This is a genomic window from Humibacter ginsengisoli, from assembly GCF_054780095.1.
The window spans coordinates 152,053-164,270 of the sequence record NZ_BAAGWZ010000012.1 but is presented as its reverse complement, the minus strand read 5'-3'; the positions used below and the strand labels follow the sequence as shown (position 1 = coordinate 164,270).

Below are 12,218 nucleotides of genomic sequence, written 5' to 3'. Positions count from 1 at the left end.
CGCCGATGGCGCTGCTGGAGATCAACGGGCTGAGCACGGACATCCGGCTCAGCAAGTCGGTCGTGCACGCGCTCGACGACGTCACGTTCAGCGTGGGCGCCGGGCAGACCGTCGGGCTCGTCGGCGAGTCCGGATGCGGCAAGACCATGACCGCGATGTCTATCGAGCGACTGTTGCCGCCGGGCGGTCACATCGTGGGCGGCAGCATCCTGTTCGACGGGCTCGAGCTCGTCAAGGCGCCGGAGTCGACGATGCGGGAGATTCGCGGCGGTGACATCGGCATGATCTTCCAAGACCCGATGACGAGCCTCAACCCGGTGCAGACCATTGGCGACCAGGTGGCCGAACCGCTGCTGCTGCACCGTGGGATGTCGCGAGCCGAGGCGCGCGAACCGGTGCTGGAGATGCTGCGCATGGTGGGCATCCCGAACGCGGAACGGCGCATGAAGAGCTACCCGCACCAGCTCTCCGGAGGACAGCGGCAGCGCGTGATGATAGCGATGGCGCTGATCTGCCGGCCGAAGCTGCTGATCGCGGACGAGCCGACGACGGCGCTCGATGTCACGGTGCAGAAGCAGATCCTCGAATTGATCGACGGGTTGCGGCGGGACTTCGGCATGGCGGTCATCCTGGTCACGCACGACCTCGGCGTGATCGCGGGTCGCGCCGACCGCGTCGTCGTGATGTACGCGGGCAAGGTGGCGGAGGCGGCTGGTACTCGCACGCTGTTCCGCGAGCCGCGGCACCGCTACACCGAGGCGCTGTTCGAGTCGCTGCCAGAGCGCGCCGCGGGAGCGGATGCCCGCCTCTACTCGATCCCCGGACTGCCGCCGGACCTCGTCGACCCGCCGCCCGCGTGCCGGTTCGCGCCGCGCTGCCGTTTCGCCGTCGACCGGTGCCGCACAGAGGTGCCGCACTTCGACCGCATCAGGCACGACGACGGCATCCAGCAGTACGCATGCTTCGTGCCGCGCACCGAGCCGCTGCCGTCGCCCGACGAGCTCATGGCGAGGCATGCGGCGGCGCTGCAGCCCGCCGACACGGATGCCCGCACCTGGGTCGCGCCGACACGCTTCATACCCGAAGACGGGGTGCCTCTGTTGCAGGCGAAGGGCCTCGTGAAGGACTTTCCGGTCACAGCGGGCGCCGTGCTACGCAGGAAGGTGGGTGCGGTCAGCGCCGTGGCGAACGTCAGCTTCACGATCCCGCGGGGCCACACAGTCGGGCTGGTCGGGGAGTCCGGGTGCGGCAAGACCACGCTGGGTCGCCTTGTCGTCGGGCTGGAGACGCCGTCCGGTGGCGAGATCCTGTTCCGCGGGCGGCGACTCGACCGGCGGCGCGGCCGCGACCGGCAAGAGGCGCGGCGCAACGTGCAGTTCATGTTCCAGGACTCGTACGCGTCTCTGGATCCACGGATGCGCGTTCGCTCGATCCTGCGCGAGCCCCTGGAGATCCAGCACGTCGGCACGTCGCGCGATCGCGACCGCCGCGTGGATGAACTGCTCGCCGACGTCGGTCTGCCTGCCCGCGCCGGCGAGCGCTACCCGCACGAGTTCTCCGGCGGGCAGCGCCAGCGCATCGGGCTCGCGCGGGCTCTCGCGCTGGAGCCGGGGCTGATCGTCGCCGACGAGCCGGTGTCGGCACTCGACGTCTCGATCCAGGCGCAGGTGCTGAACCTCATGAAGGAGTTGCAGGAAGAGCGCAGCCTCACCTACCTCTTCATCAGCCACGATCTCTCCGTCGTGCGCTACCTCTCCGACGTGATCGCCGTGATGTACCTCGGCAAGCTGGTCGAGATCGGCCCCGCGGCGTCGGTCTACTCGTCGCCGCAGCATCACTACACGCGCGGGCTCATCGACACCATCCCGATCGCGGACCCGGTCGTCGAGAAGGCGAAGGCGGAGCTCGGCGTGCGTGGCGAGATCCCATCGGCCATCGATCCGCCGAGTGGATGCCGGTTCCGCACTCGCTGCCCGATGGCGCAGGAGATCTGCGCCCAGGTGGAACCGTTGCTGGGCGTCGGCGGTGGCAGCTCGCAGGAGCCGACACCTGCCCCGCCGGGTGCGGTGCCGCACATGGTGGCGTGCCACTTCCCGCTGCTGCCCGGCACGGCGACCGCCATGCCGACATCCGTGCTCGGCGAGGTGCGCACGACGGGCTCAGCGAGGGCGGGCGGCGCGTCCGGGGCGTGAACGGCCCGGTCAGTGAGACTAGCTGTTTGCTCTTGTACTAGGCGCACTGCGCCCGGTCTCGTCCTGTTCAGCTAGTTTCGCGACGAGGCAGGGGGCAGGTCTCGCGACTAGCGCCCGCTGGCCTCGGCCGCGGCGCCCAGCGCCTTCAGCGCGCGGTCGAGCGCGCTGCCCAGCCCGTAGCGCTCGCCGATGGAGTGCACGGATGCCAGCTGCGCGGCATCCAATGCCCGTAGCGTGCCGTCCACCACGGGCAGGTCCACCCGCTCGCCCACCGCGATGGCGGGGACGGCCCTCTCGAGATACTCGGTGGATGCCGTCAGCTTCGCACGCACGCCGGCACCCATCGGCGTAGCCGGGTCGTTCGCCGCAGCGAGGATGCCCTCGAGATCCCCGAACTCGCGCAGGAGCCCTGCCGCGGACTTCTCGCCGATCCCGGCGACGCCCGGCAGCCCGTCGGATGGGTCGCCGCGCATGGCAGCGAACGCCGCGTACTGCCCGGGCGAGATGCCGTACTTCGCCTCGACGACGGCATCCGTCACCAGCTCGAGCTTGCTCATGCCGCGCGCCGTGTAGATGATGCGCACGCCGTTCGCGTCGTCCACGAGCTGGAACAGGTCGCGGTCGCCCGTGACCACGTCGACGGGTTGCTGCGCACGGCGGGCGAGGCATCCGATGACGTCGTCGGCTTCGGCCTGGGCAGCGCCGACCACGGCGATGCCCAGTTCGCCGAGCAGGTCGCGGATGACCGGGATCTGCGGCGCGAGTCCCGCGGGGGTCTCCTCCACGTCGACGCCGCCCGGCACGAGCTGGGCGACACGGTGCGCCTTGTACGACGGGATGAGGTCGACACGCCAGCGCGGGCGCCAGTCGTCGTCCCAGCACGCCACCAGCGCGGTCGGCTCGAAGTCGGTGACGAGCTTGGCGATGATGTCGAGCAGTCCGCGGATGCCGTTGACCGGCATTCCGTCGGGCGACTTCACGCTCTCCGGCACTCCGTAGAACGCGCGGAAGTACAGCGAGGCGGTGTCGAGCAGCATGAGGCGGCCGGTCATGGTGTCGATCCTGTCACCACATGCCGTCGCGGAGCACGCGCACTCTGCTGTTCATCCATCGCGTGCGAGTCTTGCTGCTTTTGAGTATCATTATCAATAAGCGGTCGACGGCAGTCGCGACATCGATCGCTCAGCGTGGGTGAACATCCTTCCGCGCGTCACCGGAACAGCGACTTAGACAGGTATCCCACCTCCATGAAGCGCCTTGCCTTCATCTCTGCCCGATCCACCACGCTGGCCGCGGCCACACTCGCCGTGGCCGCGCTGACGACCGGCACCCTGACCGGATGCTCGCAAGCGGCATCCGGCGACCCCGCGTCTGGTTCCACATCCGGTCGCATCGACGTCGTCGCCTCCACCGACGTGTGGGGAGATGTCGCGAAGCAGATCGGCGGCGACAAGGTCGAGGTGACGTCGATCATCGACGACCCCGACAAGGATCCGCACGAGTACCAAGCCAGCGGCCAGAACCAGCTCGCCCTGTCGAAAGCCGAGATCGTGGTCGTGAACGGTGGCGGATACGACGACTTCGTCGACGAGATGCTCGCCTCGCTGCGCACGAAGCCCGTCGTGCTGAACGCGGCCGATCTCTCCGGCTACGACCAGCATCCCTCCGACGGCGAGTTCAACGAGCACCTCTGGTACGACTTCCCCACCGTCGACAAGGTGGCGCAGCGACTTGCGACCGCCTACGCGAAGGCGCGCCCCGCCGACCGGTCGACGTTCGAGGCGAACGAGAAGAGATTCGAGGCATCTGTCTCGGCGCTGAAAGGCACGGAGGCGCAGCTGAAGCGCCAGTACGCGGGCAGGGGCGCCGCCATCACCGAGCCGGTGCCGCTGTACATGCTGAACGCGATCGGGCTCGTGAACAAGACGCCGGAGAAGTTCAGCGAGGCGATCGAGAACGACACGGATGTCGCGCCGTCCGTTCTGCAGCAGACGCTCGACCTCTTCTCCTCGCGCTCCGTCGCACTCCTGGCGTACAACGATCAGACGGCCGGTGCGCAGACCCAGAAGGTGGTGGACGCGGCGAAGGCGAACGACGTGCCGCTCGTGCCCGTCGCCGAGACGCTGCCGGCGGGTAAGACCTATCTCACCTGGATGCGCGCCAACCTCGACGCGATCGGCACCGCACTCGGAAAGGCATCATCGTGAGCATCTCTGAACTGGCCGCCGAGGCGCGGGCAGATAACGAACCCGCGCCATCCGCATCTCTCGAGACGGTCCTCAGCCTGCGCGACGCGACACTCGGATTCGGCGAGCGCACGCTGTGGTCAGGCCTCGACCTCGACGTGCACGCCGGCGAGTTCATCGCCGTGCTCGGCGCGAACGGATCGGGCAAGACCAGCCTGCTCAAGGTCATCCTCGGGCAGCAGAGGCTCGTGTCAGGATCGATCGAGTTCCTCGGCGAACCCGTGACCCGCGGTAACCGGCGCATCGGCTACATTCCGCAGCAGCGGATGGCAGACGAGGGCACCCCGCTGCGCGCCCGCGACCTGATCGGGCTCGGCGTGGACGGCCACCGATGGGGCGTCCCCTGGCCGTCGAGACACAGGCGCGAACGCATCGACGGGTTGCTGCATGCCGTCGGCGCGGCCGCGTACGCGAAGGTGCCGATCGCAACGCTCTCCGGCGGCGAGCAGCAGAGGTTGCGCGTGGGGCAGGCCCTCGCAGGCGACCCGCGGATGCTCCTCTGCGACGAGCCGCTGCTCTCGCTCGACATCGCGCATCAGCGCGCGGTGAGCGAGTTGATCGACCGGCACAGGCGGGAGCGCCAGCTCGGCGTGCTCTTCGTGACGCACGACGTGAACCCGGTGCTCGACCTCGTCGATCGCGTGCTGTACCTCGCTGGCGGCAAGTTCCGCATCGGCACGCCCGACCAGGTGCTGCGCAGCGAGGTGCTCAGCGAGCTGTACGACTCCCCGGTAGACGTCATCCGCACCCGCGGCCGCATCGTCGTGGTCGGCACATCGGATGCTCCCGGCGCGCACCCCGACGGATCGCACGCCCACCACGACGAGCATCACGATCCGCACCACGACGATCACGACCACGACGTGTACGAGGAGGCGGGGCGATGATCCACGCGGATGCCGCCGGTTGGTGGAGCCAGATCTTCAACTTCACCGACTACGGGCAACTGGTCGTGCTGCTGCACAACTCGATCCTGGCGGGCGCCGTGCTGGGCCTCGTCGGCGGGCTGATCGGCGTGTTCGTGATGTCGCGCGACATGGCGTTCGCGGTGCACGGAATCAGCGAGCTCTCATTCGCCGGGGCATCCGCCGGTCTGCTGCTCGGCGTCGGTGTGGTGCAAGGATCCCTGGTCGGATCGCTGATCGCCGCGCTCCTGATCGGGGTGCTCGGGTCCCGAGCCCGCGAACGCAACTCCATCACGGCCGTGCTGATGCCGTTCGGGCTGGGGTTGGGCATCCTGTGCCTGGCTCTCTATCCGGGACGCTCGGCCAACAAGTTCGGGCTGCTCACCGGGCAGATCGTCGCGATCGACAACCCGCAGATCGGCGCTCTGCTGGTGATCTCGATCGTCGTGCTCGCCGGGCTTCTCGTGGTGTGGCGTCCGCTCACGTTCGCCAGCCTGGATGCCGACGTGGCGGCAGCCCGCGGAGTGCCGACCCGTACGCTCTCCATCGTCTTCATGCTGCTGCTCGGGCTCGCAGTGGCGGTCTCGGTGCAGATAGTCGGCGCCCTGCTGGTGCTGTCGATCCTGGTGACGCCCGCCGCGGCCGCGCTCAAGGTGTCGTCGTCGCCACTGGTGGTCCCGCTGCTCAGCGTGGCGTTCGGCGTTGTGTCGATGGTGGGCGGGATCATGCTCGCGCTCGGTGGATCCGTGCCGATCAGCCCCTACGTCACCACGATCTCGTTCCTCATCTACCTGGTGTGCCGGGTCCCGTGGTCGCGCAAGCGCCGGGGCGTCAGCGGCAGACGGATGCCGTCGGCCGGCGTGGCGAATCGCGCGCCCGTTCCCGCGGAGGCGGCTGGATGATCCGGTTGCGTGAGGAGGTTCGACCATGAAGCGCAATACCTGGCAGCGCGAGGCCGTGCGTGAAGCGCTGGCCTCCAACGAGGGATTCGTCAGCGCGCAGAACCTGCACAACGAGCTGCGCGACCACGGATCGTCGATCGGCCTGGCGACCGTCTACCGTGCGCTGGCCGACCTGGCGACAGAGGGCGATGCGGACTCGCTGCAGTCTCCGGAGGGCGAGGCGCTCTACCGCGCGTGCTCCACGACAGGTCACCACCACCACCTGATCTGCCGCCGTTGCGGCCTGACCGTCGAGATCGCCGCGGACGACGTCGAGCAGTGGGCGCAGTCCGTAGCCTCCGAACACGGCTTCACGGATGCCCGCCACGTCGTCGACGTCTTCGGTCTCTGCGCTACGTGCTCGCAGGCATCCAGGCGGCCATCCGAACCGTCAACATGACAGATTGCGCTCTCGCGCCGCGAGTGTCATGTCGATCCACCGGGGCCTGGTCCCGGGGCACGCGATTTGGGTGGATGCGGCGTGTCGCGTAGACTAGTCCTTCGTCTGCGCGGGCTCCTCTGCGCAGTTCGCACACACAATCCCCTCTTCGCGAAAGCGATGAGTCGTTGTGTGCGCCGACAAGAGATCTTGGGAAGGGCATCGGCCCTTCGGTACTGATGGAGGAAATCATGGCAGCTGTCTGCCAGGTGACGGGAGCTGTGCCCGGTTTCGGACACAACATCTCGCACTCGCACCGACGCACGAAGCGTCGCTTCGACCCGAACGTGCAGAAGAAGACGTACTACGTGCCGTCCCTGCGCCGTAACGTCACGCTGAACGTCAGCGCTAAGGGCATCAAGGTGATCGACGCTCGTGGAATCGAGGCTGTCGTCAAAGACATCCTGGCCCGTGGGGAGAAGATCTGATGGCCAAGCAGCAGGACATCCGCCCGATCATCAAGCTTCGTTCGACGGCCGGTACCGGTTACACCTATGTGACCAAGAAGAACCGCCGCAACGACCCCGACCGTCTCGTGCTCAAGAAGTACGACCCCATCGTGCGCAAGCACGTCGAATTCCGCGAGGAGCGGTAGAGCATGGCTAAGAAGAGCAAGATCGCGCGCAACAAGCAGCGCCAGGAGGTCGTCGACCGTTACGCCGCGAAGCGTGCGGAGCTGAAGAAGGCCCTCATCAACCCGAACTCCAGCGACGAGGAGCGCGAGGCCGCCCGCGTCGGCCTGCAGAAGCTTCCGCGCAACGCGTCGCCGGTGCGTCTGCGCAGCCGCGACGCCGTCGACGGACGTCCGCGTGGCGTGCTGACCAAGTTCGGCATCTCGCGCGTGCGCTTCCGCGACATGGCCCACCGTGGCGAGCTGCCCGGTATCACGAAGTCCAGCTGGTAGGCACCAGCAGCGCTCAGGGGCGTCGTCCTTCGGGACGGCGCCCCTTTTGCATGTGCAAACCGAGCCGGAGAACAGTCCCGCCTTGCGAAAACAGGCAGATCTCCCGGAAACAGGCAAAATTTGCCTGTCTTCACGAGGAGAGCGCGATCATGCCTGTTTTCGGGGGACCGTCGCATCGCCTGTGCTCGCGGCTGGCGCCGCTCAACAGGCTCAGTCGGCTCGGCCAAGCGAGCAAGCTCGCTTGCCTCGCCTCAGTCGCCTGTGCTCGCGGCTGGCGCCGCTCAACAGGCTCCATCGGCTCGGCCAAGCGAGCAAGCTCGCCCGGCTCTCGCCTCAGTCGCCTGTGCATAACTCGGCGAATTCTGTGCATAACCCTTGCTGGAGGCGGCAGGATGCCCCGAAACACCCGGTTCTGGCCTCAGAATCCCCGGAAATCCGCGGAATTACGCGGTTTGTTGGTACCTTGAGGGCGGTTCGCGAGAACCACACCATGCGGCTCATCGCCGTGAACTTCATCAACAAAACGCTGCCCAGCAGCAGAACGTCCGAGGAGGACACTCAATGGCTGACAAGTCGCTGAACAAGACCGAGCTCGTGGCGGCGGTCGCCGCGTCGACCGGTCAGAGCCAGGCCGCCGTGGGGGCTGTGGTCGACGCTTTCTTCGCGACCATCGCCGAGACCGTCGCAGGCGGGGGCAAGGTCACCATCCCGGGCTGGCTCGCCGCAGAGCGCACGTCGACGGCCGCGCGTACGGGCCGCAACCCGCAGACCGGCGCCGAGATCAAGATCCCGGCCGGCCACCGCGTCAAGCTGACCGCGGGCAGCAAGCTCAAGGCTTCCGTCAAGTAGCCGTACTCGACAAGGGGATGTCGGTTCGCCGGCATCCCCTTTCGCATGCCCGTCGCAACTCCCTGACACGCTGCGCGAGCCACCCGCATGCCGAGCCACCCGCATGTCGCCGACCCGCCCGCATGTCGCCGACCCGCCCGCATGTCGCCGGCCCACCCTCGCTTTTCCGCGCATCTGCGGGTGGTTCGGCAATATGAGGGTGGTCGGCGCCAGGGGGCGGGTGCGAAGCCTTCCCTCCACAGGCTCGCGCTGACGTGCGCGAGTGCACACGAGCATCCGGTCTCGCCCGGCGTCAAGGTTGCAACGCCTACGCTTGTCGGGTGAGAAGAGTGCAGCGCGTCGCGGGCCCCGTCGCACTCGTCGTGGCGGCACTGGCGGCCATTCTCGTGGCGCTCGCGTACGGGGGCGCGGCGTCGGCACCGGCGCTGCTCGACCCAGGGCCGGTCGTGCGCTGGGGGCTGCCCATCGCGAACCTCTTCGTGAACCTGAGCGCTGCCGCCATGATCGGCTCGTTGTTCATGGCGTGCTTCGCGCTCAGCCCCGGCAAACCGGAGTACGACAAAGCTCTGGATGTCGCGGCCGGCTCTGCTGCCATCATGACCGTCGTCAGCGCCATCACCGGTGTGCTCACCTACCTCGACGTGACCGGTTCGGCGCTCGCATTCGACCAGTCGTTCAGCGACGGAATCAGCCAGTTCGCCACCCAGATCGCCATCGGGCAAGTGTGGCTGGCCATCACGCTGATCGCCGCGACCACCACGGTGCTCTGCTTCGCGGTGCGCAACCACACGGCCATCGCGTTCGTGACCATCGTGTCGCTGTGCACGCTCATCCCGATGGCGCTGAGCGGCCACGCGGCTGGAACGGCCGGCCACGACCAGGCCATCACGTCGCTCGGACTGCACCTCGTGTTCGCCGCCATCTGGATCGGCGGCCTGGTCACGATCGTGCTGATCCGCAAGACACTGGACAAGGACCGCCTCGTCACGGTGCTCGAGCGGTTCTCCACGCTCGCGATCATCTGCTTCGTCGTCGTCGCCTTCTCGGGCATCATCAACGCCGATCTGCGCGTCGGCACGTTGGAGAACCTGCTCACCGCCTACGGCGTGCTCGTGCTGGTCAAGGTGTTCGCGCTCGCCGTGCTCGGCTTGTTCGGCTTGTTCTGGCGCCGCTACATGATCGACCGGTTGAAGCGGGTCGGCAGCCGGGGACCGTTCTGGTGGATCGTCACCGCAGAGCTCGCGTTCATGGGCGTCGCCTCCGGTGTCGCCGCCGCGCTCGCCCGCACGGCCACACCCGTCGCGCAAGTGCCGGTCTCGCAGCCCACCCCGGCCGAGGTGCTCACGGGCGAGCCGCTACCGCCACCGGTCACACTCGCCCGCTACCTGTTCGGCGTGAACATCGATCCGCTCTGGCTGATCGGATGCTGCTTCGCGATCTTCTTCTACCTCGCGGCCGTCATCCGGCTGCGTCGTCGTGGCGACAGCTGGCCCATCGGACGCACGATCGCCTGGATTGCGGGCGTTCTGGCGCTGCTCTGGGTGACCAACGGCGGCATCAACGTCTACGAGAAGTACCTCTTCTCCAGCCACATGCTCGCGCACATGCTGCTCACGATGGCCGTGCCGGTGCTCCTCGTGCCCGGCGCCCCCGTGACGCTCGCGGTGCGAGCCATCAGGAAACGCACCGACGGGTCGCGTGGCGGGCGCGAGTGGATCCTGCTGGTCGTGCACTCGAAGATCGCGGCGTTCCTCACGCATCCGATCACCGCCGCCGTACTGTTCGCCGGTTCGCTCTGGGTGTTCTACTACTCACCTCTGTTCAGCTGGGCGACGACCGACCACATCGGACACGAGTGGATGATCATCCACTTCCTCATCACCGGCTACCTGTTCGTGCAGTCGCTGATCGGCATCGACCCGGTCCCGTACCGGTTCCCGTACCCCATGCGGCTGGTGCTGCTGCTGGCCACGATGGCGTTCCATGCGTTCTTCGGCCTGTCGATCATGACCACTGACGGATTGTTCCTCGCCGACTGGTACGGCGCCATGGGCCGCACCTGGGGCGTGACGCCACTGGCCGATCAGCAACTGGCCGGCGGCATCGCGTGGAGCATCGGCGAGATCCCGACCGTCGCGCTCGCGATCACCGTCGCGATCCAGTGGAGCCGCAGCGACGCCAAGGAGACGAAACGCCGCGACCGGCAGGCGGATCGAAGCGGCGACGCCGATCTCGTCGCCTACAATGCGATGCTGCAGCGCATGGCGTCCGACGATCCCGATCCAGGGGCGGGCGCCGCGGTGCGGCACGACGAGGCAGCACAGACGCGTGCAGCGAAGGAGCCCCAGCGTTGAGCACGGTGACAGCGGATGCCGTCACTCTGACGAGCGAACAGGCTGCGGTGTTCGACGCGATCGAGCACACCCGCGACCACGTCTTCGTCACGGGACGCGCCGGAACCGGCAAGTCCACTCTGCTGAACCACCTGGCCGGGAACACCGAGAAGCAACTCGTCATCAGCGCGCCGACCGGGGTCGCGGCGCTGAATGTGGGGGGTCAGACGATCCACTCCCTGATGCGGCTGCCGATCGGTGTCATCGCCGACAACGACCTCGACCAGCCGAGCGAGCTCATCAGGCTGCTGAACAGCATCGACACCCTCGTCATCGACGAGATCTCGATGGTCAACGCGGACCTGATGGATGCCGTCGACCGAGCGCTCCGTCAGGCTCGCCAGCGCAAGCTCGAGCCGTTCGGTGGTGTGCAGATCGTGCTGTTCGGCGACCCGTACCAGCTCGCGCCGGTTCCCGGCGACGCCGAGGAGCGCGCGTATTTCGCCGACCACTACCGGTCGATGTGGTTCTTCGACGCGAAGGTGTGGGAGGAGGCGTCCCTTCGCCGGTTCGAGCTGAGCGAGATCCACCGGCAGCACGAGCTCGACTTCAAGCTCATGCTCAACGCCGTGCGCCACGGACGCGTCACGAAAGAGATCGCGGATCGGCTCAATGCCATGGGCGCGCGGCCGCAGCCGGAGGACGGCACGATCACGCTCGCCACCCGCAACGACACGGTCAACCGCATCAACGCGACTGCCCTGCGGAAGCTGCCCGGCCGCGTGCTGACGGCCAAGGCGGAGATCTCCGGCGACTTCGGGCAGCGCAACTTCCCGGCCGACGAGACGCTCGAGCTGAAGGTCGGCGCGCAGGTGATGTTCCTGCGCAACGACACCGGCCAGGGCGGTGACCCTCCCCGCTGGGTCAACGGCACCATCGGCACCGTGGTGCGCATCGACACCAACGTGTGGGTGGATGTCGACGGCGACGTGCACGAGGTGGAGCCCGCGGTCTGGGAACGGTACAAGTACACATACAACCCGCTCACGAAGAAGCTGACGAAGGATGTCGCCGCCGAGTTCACGCAGTTCCCGCTGCGACTCGCGTGGGCCGTCACGATCCACAAGTCGCAGGGCAAGACGTACGACAGCGCCATCGTCGACCTCGGTGCGAGGGCGTTCAGTCCAGGCCAGACATACGTGGCGCTGAGCCGCCTCACCTCGCTGGAAGGGCTCTACCTCACCCGTCCCCTGCGCCCGGGCGACATCATGGTCGACCGCGACGTCGACCGCTTCATGAGCGGCGGAGCCGCGACCCCGGCTGCCGGCTCTGTGGTCCGACCACACTCGGAAGTGCCTCATCCGAAGGGATGATTTCCGTCCGTCCGTTGTCGTCTCGTTACCCCTCGC

Annotated in this window: 12 protein-coding genes; 11 read left to right on the top strand and 1 reads right to left on the bottom strand. The window is 67.6% G+C overall.

What is annotated here, in order from left to right; translation table 11 throughout:
• Positions 1-5 precede the first annotated feature (5 nt).
• A complete protein-coding gene (locus tag ACYVI5_RS17810; protein ID WP_460581420.1) occupies positions 6-2,192 on the top strand; it encodes an ABC transporter ATP-binding protein in 2,187 nt (728 codons plus the stop codon).
• Positions 2,193-2,299: 107 nt separating this feature from the next.
• On the opposite strand, the gene ACYVI5_RS17805 is transcribed toward ACYVI5_RS17810, so the two are convergent.
• Complete coding sequence (locus ACYVI5_RS17805) at positions 2,300-3,244, bottom strand: 5'-3' exonuclease (protein WP_460581419.1); 945 nt, start codon at positions 3,242-3,244, stop codon at positions 2,300-2,302.
• 195 nt (positions 3,245-3,439) lie between these two features.
• On the opposite strand from ACYVI5_RS17805, the gene ACYVI5_RS17800 reads away from it, so the two are divergent.
• The 10 genes from ACYVI5_RS17800 to ACYVI5_RS17755 all read left to right on the top strand — a co-directional run bounded on the left by ACYVI5_RS17800 (position 3,440) and on the right by ACYVI5_RS17755 (position 12,182).
• A complete protein-coding gene (locus ACYVI5_RS17800; RefSeq protein ID WP_460581418.1) occupies positions 3,440-4,399 on the top strand; it encodes a TroA family protein in 960 nt (319 codons plus the stop codon).
• 11 nt (positions 4,400-4,410) lie between these two features.
• On the top strand, positions 4,411-5,325 hold the full coding sequence (locus ACYVI5_RS17795) for a metal ABC transporter ATP-binding protein (protein WP_460581587.1): 915 nt from the start codon (positions 4,411-4,413) through the stop codon (positions 5,323-5,325).
• Complete coding sequence (locus ACYVI5_RS17790; protein WP_460581417.1) at positions 5,322-6,245, top strand: metal ABC transporter permease; 924 nt, start codon at positions 5,322-5,324, stop codon at positions 6,243-6,245. Before ACYVI5_RS17795 ends, ACYVI5_RS17790 begins: the two co-directional genes overlap by 4 nt.
• A 25-nt stretch (positions 6,246-6,270) precedes the next feature.
• Entirely contained in the window at positions 6,271-6,684 is a 414-nt protein-coding gene (locus ACYVI5_RS17785) for a Fur family transcriptional regulator (RefSeq protein WP_460581416.1), read from the top strand.
• A 230-nt stretch (positions 6,685-6,914) separates the two neighbouring features.
• On the top strand, positions 6,915-7,151 hold the full coding sequence (gene rpmB, locus ACYVI5_RS17780) for a 50S ribosomal protein L28 (RefSeq protein WP_210895839.1): 237 nt from the start codon (positions 6,915-6,917) through the stop codon (positions 7,149-7,151).
• A complete protein-coding gene (gene rpmG / locus ACYVI5_RS17775; protein ID WP_146321261.1) occupies positions 7,151-7,318 on the top strand; it encodes a 50S ribosomal protein L33 in 168 nt (55 codons plus the stop codon). Before rpmB ends, rpmG begins: the two co-directional genes overlap by 1 nt.
• 3 nt (positions 7,319-7,321) lie before the next feature.
• Complete coding sequence (gene rpsN, locus ACYVI5_RS17770) at positions 7,322-7,627, top strand: uS14 family ribosomal protein (protein ID WP_460581415.1); 306 nt, start codon at positions 7,322-7,324, stop codon at positions 7,625-7,627.
• A gap of 561 nt (positions 7,628-8,188) precedes the next feature.
• Entirely contained in the window at positions 8,189-8,476 is a 288-nt protein-coding gene (locus ACYVI5_RS17765; protein ID WP_146321257.1) for an HU family DNA-binding protein, read from the top strand.
• 320 nt (positions 8,477-8,796) lie between these two features.
• Positions 8,797-10,830 (top strand): cytochrome c oxidase assembly protein, encoded by a 2,034-nt coding sequence (locus ACYVI5_RS17760; protein ID WP_460535644.1) that lies wholly within the window; start codon positions 8,797-8,799, stop codon positions 10,828-10,830.
• A complete protein-coding gene (locus ACYVI5_RS17755; RefSeq protein ID WP_460581414.1) occupies positions 10,827-12,182 on the top strand; it encodes an ATP-dependent DNA helicase in 1,356 nt (451 codons plus the stop codon). The genes ACYVI5_RS17760 and ACYVI5_RS17755 overlap by 4 nt, the downstream gene beginning before the upstream one ends.
• The last annotated feature ends 36 nt before the right edge of the window (positions 12,183-12,218 follow it).